Genomic DNA, 18,671 nt, shown 5'->3' on the forward strand with positions numbered 1-18,671 from the left:
ACCTGCACAATAAATTTTTTGCGACACCGGGGGAGGGAGATCGGGTACTTTTTCCTGACATAATCCGAATAGTAACTATGCTCCTTGTTGCCGCCCGGTGTCATGTCCGCCCGGATCATTGGCAGGACTTTGTTCATCAGGTAGACCGGATTATCCCCCTTGTCCGTGCAGAGCCCGGATGTACCAGGTATGAACTCCATGCAGATGCCTTTGAACAGGGACTGTTCATCTTTTGTGAAGAGTGGGAGAGCCGGAAACACCTTGATGATCATATTGCCACCCAACATATGCAGGATCATTTTGCGACGTGTGCCGGGTGGATGGCAGCACCAACCGAATTGACCGTGTATGAAGTATCGGGGCTTCGGACCGTGGTGTTACCGTAATCCGCAGTGACAACACCGGATCGCGTAGTATCCGGATTGTGTCCAATCCGGTACCCCCGGTTTTTCCACCAGTACCATCCACAACAACCGTTTTTGCACCATGCAACGGTAAATCTGTTTCTGCACGAGCGCTTTGGGGGACACATCCTGAGGGTAATAGCAAAAATGGATCGGCCATGGTTCCGAATCATCAGTCACGACCCCATCCGATCCCCCCGGGTGAACGGGTAGGGCAGCGTGACATGCCCTTGTTCCTATGTCAACACGCTCAGAGACAGACTCATATGAATCCCGATCTCCAATACTGTACGCATGGAGAAGAAGATCGTCTTCGCGTTATTGTACATCCTGGTATTTCCTGCCCTCATTCTCGTCCTCTCCGGAGATCTTTTCTGGCCTCAGGGCTGGATCTTCGGCATCTGGTTCATCCTTCTCTGTTTTTCGACAATCCTGTACCTGTACCGGAAAGACCCGGCCCTGCTTGCGGAACGGTTCAGGAGACCCGGTGCCGGCAACCAGGAACACTGGGACAGGTATGTTGTCTATGGGATCGCGATCGGATTCATGCTCTGGATTGTCATCATGCCCCTTGATGCAAAACGGTTCGGGTGGTCCCCCGCATTCCCATTCTGGCTGAACGTTTGTGGGGGAGCCGGGCTGGCCGGATCGTTTTTCCTGTTCTTCCGGTCATTCACCGATAACACCTTCCTGTCCCCGCTAATCAGGCATCAGGACGACAGGCAGCAGCGGGTGGTGTCGACAGGAGTATACGGATTTGTCAGGCATCCCATGTATCTGGGAGCGATCCTGATGTTTATCGGGGCGCCCGTGCTGCTCGGCTCATTCTTCGGTCTGCTCGCGGGGCTTGCCCTGACCATCCTTCTTATGGCGAGGATACTCGGGGAAGAAGAGATGCTTTCCCGGGACCTCGAAGGCTACCGGGAGTATACCCGGAACGTCCGGTACCGGCTCATTCCTTTTCTCTGGTAGCGGCAAATTTTTTTTTAAATAATACACCATGTATGGTGTGTATTTTTACGGTATTCAATCATGTTCGTCTCATAACGAGCAATGCTGCGCCAATTATCGAAATAATCCCAATTTCAATTCCTAATAACGATGATTGAGTGGGTGTATCGGTTGGCCAAGCGGTGGGAACAGGTATGGTAGTTGCCTTACATCAGTATAATTCACGGACCCGCACAGTCGGTATCGTTATTTCGCGCCGAAAAAGCGCCGAAAAAGAATTGTAAGTTCAGTTCAAGTAAAGAGCATCAGATTGGTAATATCGTCTTTCAGGTCGCCGGAGCAGTACTCTATCCCACCGACAAGCGAAGTGACCAGCCGGGGATCAAAGTTTCCTTTCGTGTACAAGCAGGTCATATTCTTCCCTTCCAGCATCGTCTTCATCTTCTGCATCTCGCTCTGGTTTAACCGCACCAGCGTCTTTGTGAAGACACAGTTGTCGGACGAGGTATACTGGAACGTCCCGACCGCGTCGGTGATGGTAACGGTCGTGTCCGTGCAGTTCTTGGCTGCCGCGATGAATGCAGACTGCTCCTGGACAATGGCATTCTGTGACGCCGAATTCGGACTATTCGAAACGCATCCGGCAAAGAGCGTCAAAAGAACGAGCCCGGAGAGGAACATGGCGGTCATTTGTAGGGTATCTTTTGGTCTCATCTCTTTCATGGCAACCTCACCGCGAATAAACCATCTGGTTCACCAGATTGCCATCCTTTACCGCTGTATTCGGACTGACATATATCTCGAAATTCCAAAGGTTACTCAAAAGGGATGGTTCGGTCGATGTCTGCGGTAAACTGGTGCCGTAGACATTCTGGCTGGCACTGGGGAGGTTATTCCCGATCGTTGCGACGAAATTACTGTTACCCGGGCTCGGGTAATCGTCGAGGTTGTTTCCTTCAGCAAAATCTCTCTTGATTGCGTCCGCCTCATTTCCGGCAACGTTGTTGTTCAGTGCGGTCTTCGCATAACCGATACCAACCGCGAGTTGACCTTCGCTCTTTTTCAGTTGTGCCATGTCCCAGTTTGCCTGGAAATTATTTGGATCTTTTACGAGGACCATCTGGTACCCGTTTTCGATCTCAGATCCCATGGTCTTGATCTTGTCCTTGTCCTGATTAAGCAATGCCCGGTCCTGGGTAATATCCGGAGGTTCGTCCAGGTACTTCCCCGTCAGACGATAATTCAGGTTGCTCGCTGCGTTGAAAGCATCGATATCATGCTGAAGTCTGTCCCGCTCGTCGCAGAGGGGCAGGTAGTTGAGGAGCTCGGCATGTGGACCGGCCAACATCGAAGCGTAATAATCAACCGGGGTCGGAGAAACCACAGGAGTGACCTCATTTGACCCCGGGCACCCCTGGCTGTTTGTCCCGCTGAACGAAGTTGTGCCGGTACACGCGCCAACCGTATCCGGGCCGGTGTAATCCCAGCTGTATTTCCCGGTAAATGCAGAGCAGTCCGTGGTAAAGAAAATATCATATGCCGACAATGTTGACGATCCCGGCGGATCGGATACCGTCCTGCCCGGTATGTGCAATATGTTTCCGGAAATAAATGTTCCCGTGGCAGGTCCATGGCCGATATCGCCCATGACTGCACTCGTGAGATTATGCTGGATTGAAACAGAACTCTGGGTTGTGGTAACTCCTCCTCCACAACCGGACTGGTCTTCCGTGATCGTTACCATCCACTGGCTTGTCCCGCTATAGGTATTCCAGCTCCATGGCGGGGGAGTGGTTTGAGCGGCAACGGGGACCAGGAAGAACAGGATTATAATAAATACCAGGGCACACTTGGACATACACATCTGTCCAGAGAACTCCATTGTATATATGTATTCCCCCTGAGGGGGCTGTTGCATTACCGGGACTTAATGAAAATGATAGCGTTGTGACCCGTTCCTATTGACGGTGTAAACGTCCCGACAACGCAACAGAACCGCTGCTTCGGGTTGTATGTCGGTTCTTTCTTTTTTTAGAAATAACAGGAACCGGACTGTTTCTCTCTTTTGCACATCGGTTAAGAAAGGTACCTGATTATTCTTTGCTGCTTTGTCCTGCTCGCAGAATCGGAGGGGTCTCCTTTGGTCCCGCGTGATCATGCCCGACCAGCCAGATCCTGCCGATCGGTCACAACCCCCTCCCCTCTCGGGTCTCCGGCGAAAGCCCGGCCTGCCACCATTCTTACCCCATCCGACCCCCCTCCCGCATTCAGCTCGCCAAAGTCCAGCTTACACACAAAATTCACGTCGTAAAACCACACAAAAATCCACAAAATACCTGCCCAAAACTCCAGGGGATCTGGGGGGTCGGGCGGTGTACTTTATGAAACCAGGACCATGAAATGATCCTACAAACCAAAAAATTTCTGACGTGAACTTCCGGGACAAGCCTTTCCACAGGGTATCGGCATGTACCCTCCCGACCCTCTCCCACCATCAAACATGCAGAAAACCGGTCGGAATATTTATCTGATCACAGATGTATTCTCCCGCCATGGCATACAACATGATGGATTCTATGTGGGGCGGAAACTATGGTTACGGCTACGGTTTCCCGTTCTTCGGCGTGGCTATGATGCTCTTCTGGCTGGTCGTCTTCATCGCGATCGCGTATCTCGTGTACAAGGACGCAAACTCGCGGGGAATGAACGGGCTGCTCTGGTTCATCCTGGTCATCATCCCGATGATCGGGATCGTCTTCCTGATCATCTACGTGATTATCCGGGAGACCGGTGCACATAAAACGGTTGAAGGTATCAGGACGCCGATGGATATCCTTAAGGAGCGGTACGCGAAGGGCGAGATCACGGGCGAGCAGTTCCAGAAGATGAGCGAAGACCTGAAAAAATAATCCACTTTTTTCGCTGATCAGGAAGAGCACCCACCCGCGAAGCGTCCTGATAGCAAAGCCGGAGATTGTCTTATGAATTCTCCAGCCTTCCCTTTCCCATAGAACGGCAGGCTCCTCCCAGATCTCTCCTGTACAGGCTCCGTTTAGCCCTCTCCGGAGGTACGAGAGGCAATAATTCGTCAAAATGAGGCAATGATTCATGCAAATCCGGCATTCCGGCCGACTGAAAACCTGAGGCAATAAATAGCAGTATTTGGGTGCACGATCCCGCCCCATAACATATTTCAGATAATGACTGAGTGACCAAGGAAAATCACCCTGAAAAAAGTCGCCCGTATCCGCATTCTGGGGTGCGATTACTACCCGCAGGGTAGTAAGAGCTTGAGAAGAATGCGTTAGCATTCTTCGATGCCGAAAAACGGGTACAGAACCCGAATCGATCTGGGCTTGAGTTTCGCCTTTCAAAAGCGTACATTAGCGAACATTTTCCTGCCAGAATTTTGCTTTGTTTGGCGTAAAAAAGGTAAATATGTGCTGTTTCAAAAACCCGAACCGGAATTCGCATGTTTTAGCAAGTAATTCCGGAAACCAACCTTCCGGATGGGCAAACCGGGCTCGTAACGGGCCCGGATAAGGGGTAAAAGGATGATGTGCCAAGTAGTGGGTGTCAGATAAAGGGTATCGTGCGGTTTTTGATGAAATAACGGCCCGCCACAATATTATCCCATCCGACCCCCTCCCTCGCATTCGGCCTGCCCGGAAATGAAGGGCACTTCCCAGGAGGGCGGGGAGCCTTTGCGTAGGGTATGACACACCTCGCGATCGTTTCCTGAACGGTCACAGGAACTGTTCACCATAGGAAATTACGGTCTGCAGGGTTTTCAGCCGTGCATACCATTTATTACCGGATTCGACAACGGTCCAGGGAGCGACGGGAGTATTTGTACGGGCGAGCATTTCATCGACTGCCTCATCATAGAGATTCCACTTCTCATGGTTCCTCCAGTCCTCATCCGTGATCTTCCACTGTTTCAACGGATCCTTTTCCCGCTGCCTGAACCGCCGGATCTGCTCATTTTTATCGATTTCGAGCCAGAATTTTATCAGCCCTCCACCGTCCTCCACGTACGTTTCTTCCATCTCATTGATCTCGTTGTATGCCCGTTTCCACTCGGTCTCGGAACAGAAGCCTTCGATCCGTTCGACAAGAACACGCCCGTACCAGCTCCGATCGAAGATCGTTATCTGTCCCCCTCCCGGGAACTGCCGGACAAACCTCCAGAGATAGTGATACTCGTTCTCCGCATCATTTGGCCGGGATATGGGAATGACATCATACCCCCGCGGGTTCATGTGCCGGACAAGGCGCATAATGTTGCCTCCCTTACCTGCTGCGTCCCACCCTTCATAAACGATAATAAGGGGGATCTTCCTTTTGTACAACCGGTACTGGATTTCCCGGACCTGCTGCTGGTACATGATTAAATTTTGTTCGTATTCAGGCCGGGTCAAGGCAACTGCGGGAAAGGATTTACGTTTGACATCGACTTTCTTTGGTCTCGTAATATCGGAATTTCCATTCTTTTCTAAGGCATTTTTATCTGATGCTGCCAGGTTTTTTTCCAGTGTTTTTATCACTGCTGAAAAGGCCTTGAGAATCGTGTAGTTCCTGTCAGTGGCCTCAATTATCATCCACGGGGCGTAAGGGCGGTCGGTCCCTTCAATATAGTCCTCAATAACAGGAAGATAACTGTCATACTGGTTATGAAAATCCCAGTCACCTTTGGTGATCATCCACGATGTCAAAGGATTTTGTTCACGTTCATCCAGGCGTTTTTTCTGCTCTTCCTTGCTGATATGGAGAAAAAATTTAATGATGATGGTTCCGTCATCAGCCAGCTGGCGTTCGAACTGGTTGATCTGCGACAGGGAGTGTCTGACTCCCCGTTTCCACTCGATTCCTGAAATTATCTCTGCAAGTGAGCGGCTGTACCAGCTTCGGGCAAAGAGGGCGATGCGTCCTTTTGCAGGGATCTTTTCCCAGAAACGCCATAATAATGGCCGGGTCCTCTCTGCGTCGGAGGGTGAACCGATCGAGTGCAGGGAGAATCCACGGGGATCCAGGAACTGGATGAGTTCGTTCATCACCATTGTGATGCCGGAGGCATTCCAGCCTTCAACGACAATTATTACCGGTATTTTTTTATCCCGTAGATCTCTCTGAAGAATTCCCAGCTGTTTTTGCATTGGTTCAATATCCTTTTGAAACACCTTATCGTCAGTCTTTTTTGCCAGATCAAACCGTTCAAACATCAAAAGGTCCCGTCCTTGTCATCATCAATCAGGGAAATTAAGAAAGAATTCCCGATCAGATAAAACTTACGTGATGTACCTGCCACTCTGGTATTTCCGGAGAGAACGGAGAATTTCATGGCCGTAGCTGGCAGGTTGTGGCACCCATTCTGTTCTCTGGCTCTTGGTTAACAATCGGGCAAAAATTCCGGGGGGAAGGATTTCCTCCGGGTGCCTTCGTTTGGTGTTCGGCACATATCCGACAAAATCCCGTCGTGCCACCAACTTTACTCCATCCGACCCCTCCCAGGTGAATTTCCTGTCATAAACCAACACCACCCGATACGCAATCCTGGGCCGGACGGGTCGCCAGCGGCAACATGTCCCCGATCCCGTTGCTGCTTCAAAGAGAGCTGCTGCCCACACGTGAGGGTATCGCACTATCCGGCGGATAAAAACGCTTTGACCGCAACGGACAAAACTATTGACCTCGTACATTCTTCCATCAGCTTTTAAGGACGTGTTCATGATTACAAGCAGCTGGTTGCATTCTGATCTTGAGAAACGAAAATCAGATACGCAGGGCTGGGGGATCTTTGCCAGAGTGGATATCAGAAAAGATGAGAGGCTGGCAATATTCGGGGGGAAGATCATGCTGATCGATGAGATGTACCAGCTTCCTGCAGAGATGCAGAGATACACTATGCAGATCGAAGACCGCTTTGTCCTGGGCCCTGCCGGTACTGTTCCGGAAGATACGGATTTTTTCAACCACAGCTGTGACCCCAACAGCGGTTTCAAAGGCCAGGTTTTTCTGGTTGCCATGCGGGATATCAGAGCCGGTGAGGAGATCACCTTTGATTATGGCATGACCGTTTCAGAATCGGTGGGAAGCGATATGATCTTTGAAATGGATTGTGCGTGTGGTTCTCCCTGTTGCCGGAAAACGATAACGGAACAGGACTGGATGCTTCCCGGATTACAGGCTCGTTACAAAGGCTATTTTTCACAGTTTATCCAGGAAAAGATAGAGGAACTGAATCGGAACAGTTTTGGGGAACTGACAACCGAGGAAGTTATTATCCCTGACGATAAAAAAACAGAATTGCTTGTCCCGTGATGCATCAGTCCGGGCAGCGGAACTCTGAACTACCAGAACCAGATTCCACGGGTGCGGCTGCCTGGGTTGCTGGCGAAATCCCGGTGTAATTTAGGAGAACGGAACCTTGGGCGATCCTGCAAACCAATAACTTCCTGATGTGAACTTCCCGAACAAACCCTTCTGCACGGGATCGGTCTGTACCCATCTGACCCCCCCAACCCGGACCAGATACACGAATCCCGGATGACCGGCAGGATGCAGGGATGGTGCAGGCAGCACGGACGTGCCGGTACCCGCGTTTCCGGTGTTGCCGGCTGACACCGATTGGGAAGATATGCCGTACCGACCCGGACAGGATCTCCGCCCGGTTGAATTACCGGTCCACCAGTTCAGCGATAATACGGGATTGCGGGGATCTTTTAACGATTCACCTTTTTCACCGGAGCACACCGGAAAATCTTCCGGCAGGCAAACGTTTATTGCGGTTCGCTTCGTGAGAGTGTGTTCATGGCACCCTCAGCACGGGACCGGTTCCGGGCTTTCCTGCAATCAGGTGCCCTGAAGGTGGCACTGGTCTACCTTGTGATCGGTCTTGCCTGGATCTTTTTTTCCGATAACCTCGCTTTTGCAATAACCGGCGGATCGGACGCGTTCCTGCTCTACTCGGAGCTCAAAGGGTTCGGGTTCATTATCGTCACGACACTATTGCTCTACGGTCTCATCCATTACTTCACGGGTGCATCAGAAAAACAACAACAGCTGCTGTTCCAGTACGAGACCCGGTACCGGAAGCTCTACGAGAGCATGAGGGATGCATTCGCAAGTGTAGACATGGCAGGCCGGATAAAAGAATACAATCCTGCGTTCCGGGAGATGCTGGGCTATTCCGATGAAGAGCTCCGGGGGTTCACCTACCGTGATATCACCCCGGAGAAATGGCATGAGTCCGAGGAGAGGATCCTGAAAGAACAGGTCCTGCTGCTCGGCTATTCTGATGTCTACGAGAAAGAATACCGGAGAAAGGACGGGACGATCTTCCCCGTGGCATTACGCGCGTTCCTTCTCCGGGACGATACAGGACAGCCGGCTGGTCTGGGGACTATCGTCCGGGATATCACCGAACGCAAACGGGCTGAGGAGACGCTCCGGGAGAGCGAGGAGAAACTCCGGCTCTTCATCCGGCACGCGCCTGCCGCCCTCGCCATGTTCGACCGCGATATGCACTACATTGCGGCCAGCCGCAGATGGATAGCGGACTATCATCTCGAAGACCGGGAGATCCTTGGCCGGTCTTACTATGAGATCCTTCCCGAGATCCCGGACTACTGGACGGCCGTACACAGCCGCGGCCTTGCGGGCGAAGTTGTTCACGCCGATGAGGATCGGTTCGTGCGGGCAAATGGAACCGTCCAGTGGCTGAGCTGGGAGGTGCGCCCGTGGTTCACAGCCGACAACACGGTCGGCGGAATCGTCATCTTTTCCGAGGACATCACCGAGCGCAAGAAACAGGAGCAGGCCCTGCAGATCGCGAACCAGAAACTGAACCTGATGAATACGGTCGCGTGGCATGACATCTACAACAAGATCTCCGGACTTCGGGGATATGTCGAGCTGAGCAGGGAGCATATCACCGATCAGAAAGCTGAGGAATTCCGCACCCGCGAGGAAGAGATCCTCAAGGTGATCCAGCAGCAGATCCTGTATACCAAGGAATACCAGGAGATCGGCCAGCAGCCCCCCCGCTGGCACCGTCTCGGGAGCCTCCTGGACACCATCCGCAGCACGGGTCTGGCAGGATCTGTCCGGATCACGAACGAAGCGGAGAACCTGGAGATATACGCAGATCCTGTCATCGAAAAAGTGTTCTGGCACCTTATCGATAACTCGGTAAAGCACGGGAAAAAGGTTACAGAAATCCGGATCACCGCCCGTGAATCTGCATCCGGATGCACCCTGGTCTACCAGGATGACGGAGTCGGGATTCCGGAAGACCGGAAACATGACCTGTTCACCAGGAGTTTTGGCAAGATGACCGGGTTTGACCTCTTCTTTGTCCACGATATCCTTGAAATCTATGGTATGAAGATTGATGAGAACGGAGAGCCGGGTAAGGGGGTCCGGTTCGAGATCAGCGTGCCGGGGGGACAGTACCGGTTCACCCCTCATTAAGCTGAAATTCTGTCCGGGAAGGCTCATACCGGGAGCTGCGGGGTGGGGCACGGACTGAAGGAAGCAACCAGGGATTTCCGGACCAATCGATCCCTGCCACCAGTTATTTGATTTTAAAAATCAACAACAGTACTGCATGCACACGAAGGTCCCGCTTAGTGAGCTCAACGACCGGCTGAAGCGTTTCCGGGTAAGGATGGACACTGTGAACCCCGGCTGGGAGCTTGCGATCATCTCCAGCAACGTCAACCTCTACTATTTTACGGGGACGATGCAGGACGGGATACTGCTCATCCCACGCCAACGTGAACCTGTCCTCTGGGTCCGCCGGAGCTTCGCACGTGCAGTGGACGAGTCCCGTTTCCCGCAGATCCTCCCGATGCAGAGCTACCGGACAGCGGCAGAAGCAACGGGTGCGATTCCCAGGACCGTGTATCTGGAGACCGAACAGGTATCGCTCGCCACGTACCAGCGGCTCCGGAAACATTTCGCCTTCAGCGATGCAAGAGCAGTCGATGGCGTGGTGGCAGACATCCGCTCGGTCAAGAGCCCGTACGAACGGCAGCTGATGGAGCAGGCGGGCAGCATCCACCGCCATGTCCTCGAGGACCTCGCCCCGGGTATCCTCCGCGAGGGTATAAGCGAGGCCGAGTTCTCGGGCGAGCTCTATGCAGTCATGGTGAGGGAAGGCCACCACGGGATCGTCAGGTTCGGGATCTCCGGGGCCGAAATCATGCTGGGGCTGATCGGCTTTGGCGAGAGTTCCATCTACCCGACCTACCTCGACAGCCCCGGCGGCAACGCCGGGATGTCGCCTGCCGTCCCGCTGCTCGGCAGCCGGGAGCGGAAGCTCAAGAAGGGGGACCTCATCTTCTGCGACATCGGCTGCGGGTATCACGGCTACCACACCGACAAGACCATGACGTACGTGTTTGGCGGGACGCTGCCGGACGAAGTCATCGCGGTCCACCGGCGGTGCCTCGACATCCAGGACGCCATCATCCCCCTCCTCAGGCCGGACGCGGTTCCCTCGCAGATCTACGAGACGGTAACGGCCGATCTCGAACCTGCGTTCCTCGAAAATTTCATGGGGTACGGGGACCGGAAAGTCCAGTTCCTCGGGCACGGGATCGGCCTCGAGATCGCCGAGAACCCGGTGATCGCCAGGGGATTTGACACACCGCTCGAAGAGGGGATGGTCATCGCTCTCGAACCCAAGAAAGGGATCAAAGGGATCGGGATGGTCGGAACCGAGAATACCTTCCTCGTCACCCCGGGTGGCGGCCGCAGTATCACCGGTAGTCACCCCGGCCTGATGCCGGTCGGGTGAACATCTGCTTTATTTTCAGACAGCCAATGCGCCATTGAAGCTCCCTCGCTTCCTGACAGGGGGACAGGGTGCTATCCAATAACATTTCTGTAACTTTCCGGTTTTTAGGGGTTCAGTTCCCATAGTCAGGTATGTCTGTTGAAACAGATGCTGTAACAACGGTTGCCGGGCTCATGGCCCTGGCAGCACGGACCGCGCCCAAGGCGGTCGGGATCGATTCGCTCACCATCGAGATCGTGACGGGCAAAGACCAGGAGAAGATCGGGGAGAAAATGATCCGGATCGCTGCCGAAACCGGCATGGATTTTTTCCGGATCAACGGCGAACAGGTCAAAGCCAGCGATGCGATGGTCCTTATCGGAGTGAGCGGGGAGAAGAGCCTGGGGCTGAACTGCGGCGGGTGCGGGTATGCAAGCTGCACGGAGATGGAGAAAGCCTGCACGGCTGCAGGATCCCACACGACGGATTATAAAGGTCCGAACTGCGTCTTCAAGGTCACGGACCTCGGCATTGCGGTCGGGTCGGCGGTGAAGACCGCGAGCATCCATAACGTGGACAACCGGGTCATGTATACCGCCGGTGTTGCCGCACTGAAACTCGGGATGCTCAAAGAGTGCAGTATCGTGTACGGGATTCCCCTGAAAGCGTCAGGAAGAGATATTTACTTTGCCGCCACGATCGAGCACTGAACCGTCACCCGCGGGCGCCGAACAGATTCTCCGGCGCCAGAACCCCCTTTTTATTCAGGACTGCAGTGTCCTGTCCGGGGAATAGGTCCGGGCTCATCCGGCTATCCGATCCTCTCAGCCGCGTCCGGGCAGAATTCCGTGACCCATGTGCTGATGCTCTCGAGGATGGGGACGAGGGCTTTGCCGGCACCGGTCAGACAGTAGTCCACCCGGGGGGGAATTTCAGGGTGCAGCGTGCGGATGACGAGGCCGTCCCGTTCCAGTTCCCGCAACTGCTTTGCCAGCATACGGGGGCTGACATTCTCCAGTATGTCCCGCAGTTCATTGAACCTTGGCTTTCCCTCCCCGATATGCCAGATGATCCGGGCTTTCCATTTCCCGCCCATGATTGCGAAGGCCGCCTCGATCTCGCAATGGTAGGTGCAGGTTTCACGCGTTCGGTTCATGTTACCTGGTAACAATATGATAACTGATTCCTATAATATACTGGCTATTGATATTCTACCGGGCCGGGATGTACCGGACGAGGTTACGATGAAGGTCATTGCACTGAACGGAAGCCCGAACAAGGACGGAAATACGAGCCTGCTGATCCGCCATGCGCTCAGGGAGATCGAGAAGGAGGGGATCACCACCGAACTCATCCAGATCGGCGGGAAGAACGTCCGTCCCTGCACCGCCTGCTGGAAATACTTCGAGAACCGGGACCAGCGGTGCGTGCTGGAAAATGATATGGTGAACGACTGTATTGAGAAGATGATCGAAGCGGACGCGATCATCATCGCAACGCCCACGTATTTTGCCGGCGTGACACCGGAGATCAAGGCGTTCATGGACCGCTCGTTCTTTGTCGCAAAAGCCAACGGGGACCTCTTCCGGCAGAAACTCGGGGCAGGGATTGCGGCACAGCGCCGGGCCGGGGCGGTCTGCGCAGTCGACACGATCAACCATTTCTTTGGTATCAGCGGGATGTTCACCGCAGGATCGCGGTACTGGAACTTGGCGATAGGGCTCAAGCCCGGCGATGTCGAAACCGATGAAGAGGGCGTTGATACGATGCGCCAGCTTGGCCAGAATATCGCGTGGTTCGTCAAAAAGACCTACAAAAAGTGAGTATCCGGAGATATCCGGATCTCTTTTATCGGGAGTATTCTACCAGGGTATCACATGATCTGTCCAATCTGTGACTCCTGCCAGTCGGGGCATTGGTGAGGGTAATCATCGCACAGGGCAAATTGCAGATCTTCCGGGCGTCCCCATGGTGCGGATCCGGGCCCGACACTGCCTCAGAAAGATCGGTAATGTTCATCCTCAGGTCGCCTTCTCAATCGGTATGTACGGAAGGAATGACAGGAGATCGGACGTGAGCGTGTCCATCCCGGTCCGCTCCATGAACCGGGCGGTCCGTTCGTGCGGCTTTGCATGGCTCCGGTAATACCCGGCGAGCCGCTGCGCACAGTCCAGCGCTTCCACCGCTGACAGATTCCGGGCAACCATGTCCCCGAACCTCGGCCGTGTCCCGCCGTTCCCTCCGAAGAAGATCGTCCACCCCCGGTTCGTCCCCATGATCCCGATGTCCCGCGTATGGCTTTCGCCGCAGCAGCGCGGGCACCCGGATACCCCAATCTTGATCTTCGCCGGGAATGTCTGGTTCCTGAACTGCTCTTCGGCAGCCAGCGCAAGCCCGACGGAGTCCTGGTTGCCGTACCGGCACATGTCGGTGCCGAGACAGGCCTGTACGAATTTCACGCACGGGGCAGTCTCGGGTTTTGCCAGCGTCCCCAGTTCATCGATGACCTTCTGCACGTCGCCCGGTTCAAGGCCGGCAAGGATGATCCGCTGGCCGGAGGTGATCTTGAGGACCGGTACGCGGTACTTCCTCCCGATCCTCGCGATCGTTTCAAGATCGTCCGGCGTGACTATTCCCGCTGGTGTCCGTGTTATTACCGCATAGCATCTCCCGTCCCGCTGGAGTATCGCGCCTCCTTGATCTGCCATCCACAACAACTCCCGTGGAGAGTGTTGTACCGTGCCGGATTATCTTTATTGTGCCCGGGGGCGGTTCCGGCGCGTTGTATTGACTTTGTGATTTGGTTCGTAACGGAGAATAGCGGGGAGAGTCACCCTGGTCCGCCAGGATCAGTCAGATATGGTCTAACCTGCGGGTTCAACGTTTCGCCCCGCATTTTTACACGGAACACTGCTCCCATTTTATGAATACATAAGCTCCTCCGGGCAACGGGTGATCAGGGTGCGAACAACACCCGGGAAGACAGGTGACAGAAATGAAAAACACCAGGATAACAATGCTGTGCGGCTTCTGCATGATCTGCCTCGTTGCGGCGATCATGCCGGCCGCGAGCGCTCTCGGGAACGGGACTTCATGGAACGACAACCCCGAACATATCACCGCGATGCAGGCAGGCGTGGCGTACGCCGGCGCAATCGGACAGGCACAGATGGACGGGGCGATCAGCTATATCGGTACCCTCAGCAATGGTGCCGGGACAGGCCAGCTCTCCTCTCTTGAATCGCAGTTCACCGGCACAGAGTCCTCGGTGCAGTCGATGACCGCCGCTGATCAGATCAAAGCCGCGGAAACGCAGATGGGTGCAGACCGGAAGGAGTTCATGAGCACGGCAAGAGGATCACTGAAGGAGTACAACGGCACCGGAAAGGCCCTCCGCGAGAGCGTCAACGCCTCGGTCATGGCACAGTCAACTACGATTCAGGACCTCAAAAACACGTGGTGGACGGACCGCGGGACCGCCCGGATGGATGAGTTTGCACACAACGATCAGGAACGGAACAGCGTGCTCGCGAAACTGACGGCAAGAGGTGTCGATGTCTCGCAGGCACAGGAGGTCGAAAACCAGATCCAGCAGGAAGGCACTGCCCTGAAGGCCGCGTTCGACAGCCAGGACGGGAAAGCAGTTCAGTCCGCAAACCAGCAGCTGGCGACGTTGTGCAGCCAGTTCCGCGATATCGTGAAAGGCTACCGGACTGCCCACCCTGCGGGGGCAACGGTGACACAGACCGCTACCGTTCCTGCACCGGCCTAACCTTTTTTATTGAGACCAATCAAGGATAGTCCAATTCTGACTCCGGTTTTGGCTCCTTCTCGGACACGTTCAGTTCCCGGTGCACGGTCGTTCTGCACCGGTTACATGAAAAAGAGATAAAGTATTACCGGTCGCTGAACTTCTCGACGACCCGGACGTTGTCGCCCCGGACCGTGATCGGGATCGGGACCACGCTCTCGTAGAGCTCGACCGTGATCTCTTCCTTCGCGGAGTCCACGCGCTTGACCACGGCTTTCTCTCCCTTGAAGGGCCCGGCGATCAGCTCGACGATGGTGCCTTCCTCGATGCCGGAGACGACAGGTTTCGGGATGAGGAAGTGGCCGACCTCAGCAAGGGTAGTCTCGCCCTTGATCACCGACCGTGCATGGGCAACCTTCTCCACGAGCTGCTCGATCCGGTTCATCTTCTCAGGGGTCTCCACGAGCACGTAGCCCTGCAGCTCGTTGGGCACGATAATGGCCGTGACCTTGACGTCCGTTGCCTTGGTATCGATCGCCTTGAGGATGTTGTCCGCGACCGTCCGCTCCTGCTTCGATGTCGTCTTGATGGCAAATATCCGGTTGACGAATACCTCAGGAGCTGCGGGTGCCACCGCGGGGGCGGTACTGGGTGCTGGACTGGTTGGCTGTGTCATAAGCATCGGGCCGGCCTAGAATCCCAGCAGGGCCTTGTGAACGAAGAAGACATAGATGATGAAACCGATCAGTCCGACAAGGAGGACACCGGCTGCCGCAACAGTCGCGATCTTGGTAAACTCTTCCCGGGTGGGGGTGCGCGCGAGTTTGAGCACCCGCAGGTATTTGCGGAGCAGCTCCTCGTGTAATACGTCTGTTTTGAAGTCAGGCTTTGAAATTTCCATATCCGCTCACTTGAGAAAATCGATCTCAAACTGTTTCTGTACTTTGGGGGTAAGCTTCTCATTACGACCATATATTTGTGGCGACCGTACGCCCGTGACCACCAGCAGGGTGCGCATCTTGTTTTCCATCCCCGGGTCGATCTGGGCACCCCAGATGATACGCGCATTCGGGTCTACGCGGTTGTAGACCTCCTGCACGACACCTTCCGCTTCTTCCATGGTCATGTCCGGGCCGCCGACCACGTTGACGAGCGCGGCGGTCGCGCCGGAGATATCCACGTCGAGGAGCGGCGAACGGATCGCCTTCTTGACCGAATCTGCCGCCTTGTCCTCGCTGTCGCTCTCGCCCATGCCGATCATGGCCACGCCGCCGCGCTCCATGACCGTGCGGACATCGGCAAAGTCCAGGTTCACGAGCCCGGGCATCGTGATCAGTTCGGTGATTCCTTTGACCGCACGCATCAGGACCTCGTCCGCGACCTTGAACGCCGCATAGAGCGGGAGCTTGGGCACGACCTCGAGGAGCTTGTCATTGGGCACAACAATGACCGTGTCCGCCACGTCCCGGAGGCGTTCGAGGCCTGCCTCTGCATTCTCCATGCGGATGGCACCTTCCGCAGCGAACGGCAGGGTGACGATCGCGATCGTGAGGGCCCCTTCCTCCCGGGCTGCCTTTGCCACGACCGGGGCCACGCCGGTCCCGGTGCCACCGCCGAGCCCGACCGTGATGAAGACCATGTCGCAGCCGGAGACCACGGCACGGATCTCCTGCTCGTTCTCGAGGGCAGCTTCCTCGCCGATCTGCGGGATGGAGCCGGCCCCGAGGCCGCGGGTACGCTGGCGGCCGACGAGGATCCGCTGGTCCGCGTGGGTGCGGATCAGGTGCTGGGCGTCGGTGTTGATGGCGATGAGCTTCGCACCGTGGATACCCTCTTCCATCATGCGGGAGATCGTATTCGACCCGCCGCCCCCGCACCCGATCACCGTTATCTCCGTCTTGAGCTCGGCAAGGATCTGGTCAAGGTCTTCGTTATTCTGCGTGGGCGATACGGTCTCGTCCCTCGCCTTGGTTAGTGCCTCTTCAACAATTGACCTCATGGAAACTTCTCCAACCCCGGGATATGGATGTCAGTCTCACTGCAGGAAGATACCATGTCGGGTGTGATCACCCTGCCGTTGATCTCAATAGCCTGACCTGCTGAAAGGCGTTGGTAAAAAGGTCCGGGTGGTACCCCCAGTTCGCGCGCTTTTCCGGGGTCAAACCGTACCTTGGTTATGATCAGGTGATCGCTCTCCGTTGCAGTGATCTCTTTATTACGTATGATTTTTACGCACAAGGTATTTAAATCATGTATTATCCGCGAAGAATGTTCCTCATACGTGATAAATTGAGGAAGCAGTCGATTTGCGGCCGTGGAAATGTGAACGACCGGCAATCTGTCGAGATCTTTTATCAGCCCCGGCTCGTCCGATTTTGCTGTTTCTCCAATTAAAACCGGATTTGCCCGGACAAGGGTGAGTTTTCCGGAACCTGAAAGGTCGTGGACATAGCAGCGGGCGCCCGGGGAGACTGCACCGGCCATCTCCCTGGCGGCACAATACGTCTCCCACGAGAGGCGGCCGATGGCAGCAATCTCGCTCCCGGACAACCGCGGTATCGCGAGCTCCGCCAGCACCCCGGACAACCGGCCAATGTCTTCGCGGGCGAGCGCTTTCCGGTCGATGTAGGCCGCCACCGCCCCGCTCTTCTCTATCATGGCAAGGACCATCTCCTTATTCAGTGCAGGTATCTCGCGGGTGTGGGCGATGTGGCCGAATGCCCCACGGGATGTGAGGGCGATCTCCGTCTCACGGGCCGCGTAATGGGTCCCGCCGAACCCGATCAGCGGTACCGGATCGATCGGCACGGCGGAGAGAACGCTCTCCGCCACGGCCCGCCCGGCGACCGGGTCGGTCCACTCCTTCTCGGTGCTCCCGATCTCGACAAAAAAAGAAGGGAGCGCGAGCGCAGTCGGGCCGTGGTGGGTCACCTCGTACGAGACCCGGTAGCCCTCCGGGCAGTGCCGGGCGAGCGCCCGGAGCGTAGCCTGCATCATCGCCGGGGCAGCGGGTGCAAGCGTCCGCGGCTCCCCGCCGAGTTCCGCCTCCCGGAAGTTCCCGGTCACGTGGACGGTGAGGACGGGGACCGGGTTGACGCTCGCGTGCCGGGAGAGGAAGATGACGAGATCGGCATCGCACCCTGCATCGACCCGGCCTGCGTGGATCAACCGTTCCTCCACGTCGATGAACTCGTAGGTACGCCCCGGAGTCTGCCCACCAAAGCTGCTGCTGTCGAGCAACTGTCCGATATGGTGCCGGATATTCTGTCCCGCTTTGTCCTGCCGGGAACTGACGAGCGCGACCTTCATTGATCACTACTTTGCGGTACATTTTCAATAAGTCTCTCATGGAATTGCACATAATTTAATGAGAAAATTCCGTTCTGGAGAAATATTGGGTCTATAGAACTGCTCAAAGATATACTACGACGCTTTTGGGGATGTCGACATGACGGAGTCATGGAGACAAGAGAAGAACGCATCAGCGTTCTTCGAATAGCCTGCCACCAGAGCACAGCGAAGATGCTCTCGTATCTTCTCGAATCTGCCCTTGCCCAGGGCAACGGCAGATTTCCCCCATATTGGGATAGTTCCTCAGAAGGTTGATGAAAAATCCTGAAAAACGGAGAGATTTAAAAAGGGGGTCATGGGGATCCTCCCCTTGCATTGCCTCCCCCTACTGGGAGACTGCTGTTCGAAGAATTCTGACGAATTCTTCTCCACTTCAAGGTTCTGATGAACCTTTCAGATTCCCGAAGGGAAGAGCAGGCTTGAGAAGAACTCG

Annotated in this window: 18 protein-coding genes; 9 read left to right on the plus strand and 9 right to left on the minus strand. The window is 55.2% G+C overall.

The window, feature by feature from the left end:
- Positions 1 to 77: 77 nt before the first annotated feature.
- Entirely contained in the window at positions 78 to 386 is a 309-nt protein-coding gene (locus ABSB80_RS03715; protein ID WP_428368301.1) for a putative quinol monooxygenase, read from the plus strand.
- A 312-nt stretch (positions 387 to 698) separates the two neighbouring features.
- Positions 699 to 1,376 carry a methyltransferase family protein gene (locus tag ABSB80_RS03720; RefSeq protein ID WP_428368303.1) on the plus strand — a complete coding sequence of 226 codons (678 nt, stop codon included), beginning with the start codon at positions 699 to 701 and terminating at the stop codon, positions 1,374 to 1,376.
- A 270-nt stretch (positions 1,377 to 1,646) separates the two neighbouring features.
- Here the strand turns inward: ABSB80_RS03720 and ABSB80_RS03725 are convergent, their stop codons facing one another.
- Complete coding sequence (locus ABSB80_RS03725) at positions 1,647 to 2,069, minus strand: hypothetical protein (RefSeq protein ID WP_428368305.1); 423 nt, start codon at positions 2,067 to 2,069, stop codon at positions 1,647 to 1,649.
- Between the two features lie 16 nt (positions 2,070 to 2,085).
- Positions 2,086 to 3,213, minus strand: a complete 1,128-nt coding sequence (locus ABSB80_RS03730) for a hypothetical protein (protein WP_428368307.1) — start codon at positions 3,211 to 3,213, stop codon at positions 2,086 to 2,088.
- Positions 3,214 to 3,907: 694 nt separating this feature from the next.
- On the opposite strand from ABSB80_RS03730, the gene ABSB80_RS03735 reads away from it, so the two are divergent.
- Positions 3,908 to 4,264, plus strand: a complete 357-nt coding sequence (locus ABSB80_RS03735; RefSeq protein WP_428368309.1) for an SHOCT domain-containing protein — start codon at positions 3,908 to 3,910, stop codon at positions 4,262 to 4,264.
- A gap of 837 nt (positions 4,265 to 5,101) precedes the next feature.
- On the opposite strand, the gene pap is transcribed toward ABSB80_RS03735, so the two are convergent.
- Entirely contained in the window at positions 5,102 to 6,577 is a 1,476-nt protein-coding gene (pap, locus tag ABSB80_RS03740) for a polyphosphate:AMP phosphotransferase (protein ID WP_428368311.1), read from the minus strand.
- 505 nt (positions 6,578 to 7,082) lie between these two features.
- Here pap and ABSB80_RS03745 point away from each other — a divergent pair.
- From ABSB80_RS03745 to ABSB80_RS03760, 4 genes are all read left to right on the plus strand, one after another.
- Positions 7,083 to 7,676, plus strand: a complete 594-nt coding sequence (locus tag ABSB80_RS03745; RefSeq protein WP_428368313.1) for an SET domain-containing protein — start codon at positions 7,083 to 7,085, stop codon at positions 7,674 to 7,676.
- Between the two features lie 489 nt (positions 7,677 to 8,165).
- Entirely contained in the window at positions 8,166 to 9,827 is a 1,662-nt protein-coding gene (locus tag ABSB80_RS03750) for a PAS domain S-box protein (RefSeq protein ID WP_428368315.1), read from the plus strand.
- A 136-nt stretch (positions 9,828 to 9,963) separates the two neighbouring features.
- The gene (locus tag ABSB80_RS03755; protein ID WP_428368317.1) at positions 9,964 to 11,157 is read left to right on the plus strand and encodes a M24 family metallopeptidase; all 1,194 of its coding nucleotides are present in this window, start codon (positions 9,964 to 9,966) and stop codon (positions 11,155 to 11,157) included.
- A gap of 131 nt (positions 11,158 to 11,288) precedes the next feature.
- Complete coding sequence (locus ABSB80_RS03760; RefSeq protein WP_428368319.1) at positions 11,289 to 11,846, plus strand: ferredoxin domain-containing protein; 558 nt, start codon at positions 11,289 to 11,291, stop codon at positions 11,844 to 11,846.
- 101 nt (positions 11,847 to 11,947) lie between these two features.
- Here ABSB80_RS03760 and ABSB80_RS03765 read toward each other — a convergent pair whose 3' ends face one another.
- Positions 11,948 to 12,292: a winged helix-turn-helix transcriptional regulator gene (locus ABSB80_RS03765; RefSeq protein ID WP_428368321.1), complete on the minus strand. Its 345-nt coding sequence runs from the start codon at positions 12,290 to 12,292 to the stop codon at positions 11,948 to 11,950.
- 16 nt (positions 12,293 to 12,308) lie between these two features.
- Here ABSB80_RS03765 and ABSB80_RS03770 point away from each other — a divergent pair, with 16 nt between their 5' ends.
- Positions 12,309 to 12,959: a flavodoxin family protein gene (locus ABSB80_RS03770; RefSeq protein ID WP_428368323.1), complete on the plus strand. Its 651-nt coding sequence runs from the start codon at positions 12,309 to 12,311 to the stop codon at positions 12,957 to 12,959.
- Positions 12,960 to 13,157: 198 nt separating this feature from the next.
- Here the strand turns inward: ABSB80_RS03770 and ABSB80_RS03775 are convergent, their stop codons facing one another.
- A complete protein-coding gene (locus tag ABSB80_RS03775; protein WP_428368325.1) occupies positions 13,158 to 13,844 on the minus strand; it encodes a ferredoxin-like domain-containing protein in 687 nt (228 codons plus the stop codon).
- A gap of 287 nt (positions 13,845 to 14,131) precedes the next feature.
- Here ABSB80_RS03775 and ABSB80_RS03780 point away from each other — a divergent pair, with 287 nt between their 5' ends.
- A complete protein-coding gene (locus tag ABSB80_RS03780) occupies positions 14,132 to 14,908 on the plus strand; it encodes a hypothetical protein (protein ID WP_428368327.1) in 777 nt (258 codons plus the stop codon).
- A 124-nt stretch (positions 14,909 to 15,032) separates the two neighbouring features.
- Here ABSB80_RS03780 and ABSB80_RS03785 read toward each other — a convergent pair whose 3' ends face one another.
- The 4 genes from ABSB80_RS03785 to ABSB80_RS03800 are packed head-to-tail and all read right to left on the minus strand — an operon-like array spanning position 15,033 to position 18,196.
- Positions 15,033 to 15,563 carry a transcription elongation factor Spt5 gene (locus ABSB80_RS03785; protein WP_428368329.1) on the minus strand — a complete coding sequence of 177 codons (531 nt, stop codon included), beginning with the start codon at positions 15,561 to 15,563 and terminating at the stop codon, positions 15,033 to 15,035.
- A 15-nt stretch (positions 15,564 to 15,578) separates the two neighbouring features.
- Positions 15,579 to 15,788 (minus strand): protein translocase SEC61 complex subunit gamma, encoded by a 210-nt coding sequence (locus ABSB80_RS03790; RefSeq protein WP_428368331.1) that lies wholly within the window; start codon positions 15,786 to 15,788, stop codon positions 15,579 to 15,581.
- A 6-nt stretch (positions 15,789 to 15,794) separates the two neighbouring features.
- Positions 15,795 to 16,886: a cell division protein FtsZ gene (gene ftsZ / locus ABSB80_RS03795; protein WP_428368333.1), complete on the minus strand. Its 1,092-nt coding sequence runs from the start codon at positions 16,884 to 16,886 to the stop codon at positions 15,795 to 15,797.
- The gene (locus ABSB80_RS03800; protein ID WP_428368335.1) at positions 16,883 to 18,196 is read right to left on the minus strand and encodes a D-aminoacyl-tRNA deacylase; all 1,314 of its coding nucleotides are present in this window, start codon (positions 18,194 to 18,196) and stop codon (positions 16,883 to 16,885) included. The genes ftsZ and ABSB80_RS03800 overlap by 4 nt, the downstream gene beginning before the upstream one ends.
- Between the last annotated feature and the right edge of the window lie 475 nt (positions 18,197 to 18,671).

Source organism: Methanoregula sp. (assembly GCF_050010295.1).
Classification (GTDB): domain Archaea; phylum Halobacteriota; class Methanomicrobia; order Methanomicrobiales; family Methanospirillaceae; genus Methanoregula.

Coding starts and splice junctions, on each gene's coding strand:
- ABSB80_RS03770 (WP_428368323.1), top strand. CDS start 12,309: ATGATAACTGATTCCTATAATATACTGGCTATTGATATTCTACCGGGC.
- ABSB80_RS03800 (WP_428368335.1), bottom strand. CDS start 18,196: ATGAAGGTCGCGCTCGTCAGTTCCCGGCAGGACAAAGCGGGACAGAAT.
- ABSB80_RS03765 (WP_428368321.1), bottom strand. CDS start 12,292: ATGAACCGAACGCGTGAAACCTGCACCTACCATTGCGAGATCGAGGCG.
- pap (WP_428368311.1), bottom strand. CDS start 6,577: ATGTTTGAACGGTTTGATCTGGCAAAAAAGACTGACGATAAGGTGTTT.
- ABSB80_RS03785 (WP_428368329.1), bottom strand. CDS start 15,563: ATGACACAGCCAACCAGTCCAGCACCCAGTACCGCCCCCGCGGTGGCA.
- ABSB80_RS03720 (WP_428368303.1), top strand. CDS start 699: ATGGAGAAGAAGATCGTCTTCGCGTTATTGTACATCCTGGTATTTCCT.
- ABSB80_RS03745 (WP_428368313.1), top strand. CDS start 7,083: ATGATTACAAGCAGCTGGTTGCATTCTGATCTTGAGAAACGAAAATCA.
- ABSB80_RS03750 (WP_428368315.1), top strand. CDS start 8,166: ATGGCACCCTCAGCACGGGACCGGTTCCGGGCTTTCCTGCAATCAGGT.
- ABSB80_RS03760 (WP_428368319.1), top strand. CDS start 11,289: ATGTCTGTTGAAACAGATGCTGTAACAACGGTTGCCGGGCTCATGGCC.
- ABSB80_RS03755 (WP_428368317.1), top strand. CDS start 9,964: ATGCACACGAAGGTCCCGCTTAGTGAGCTCAACGACCGGCTGAAGCGT.
- ABSB80_RS03775 (WP_428368325.1), bottom strand. CDS start 13,844: ATGGCAGATCAAGGAGGCGCGATACTCCAGCGGGACGGGAGATGCTAT.
- ftsZ (WP_428368333.1), bottom strand. CDS start 16,886: ATGAGGTCAATTGTTGAAGAGGCACTAACCAAGGCGAGGGACGAGACC.
- ABSB80_RS03725 (WP_428368305.1), bottom strand. CDS start 2,069: ATGAGACCAAAAGATACCCTACAAATGACCGCCATGTTCCTCTCCGGG.
- ABSB80_RS03780 (WP_428368327.1), top strand. CDS start 14,132: ATGAAAAACACCAGGATAACAATGCTGTGCGGCTTCTGCATGATCTGC.
- ABSB80_RS03730 (WP_428368307.1), bottom strand. CDS start 3,213: ATGTCCAAGTGTGCCCTGGTATTTATTATAATCCTGTTCTTCCTGGTC.
- ABSB80_RS03735 (WP_428368309.1), top strand. CDS start 3,908: ATGGCATACAACATGATGGATTCTATGTGGGGCGGAAACTATGGTTAC.
- ABSB80_RS03715 (WP_428368301.1), top strand. CDS start 78: ATGCTCCTTGTTGCCGCCCGGTGTCATGTCCGCCCGGATCATTGGCAG.
- ABSB80_RS03790 (WP_428368331.1), bottom strand. CDS start 15,788: ATGGAAATTTCAAAGCCTGACTTCAAAACAGACGTATTACACGAGGAG.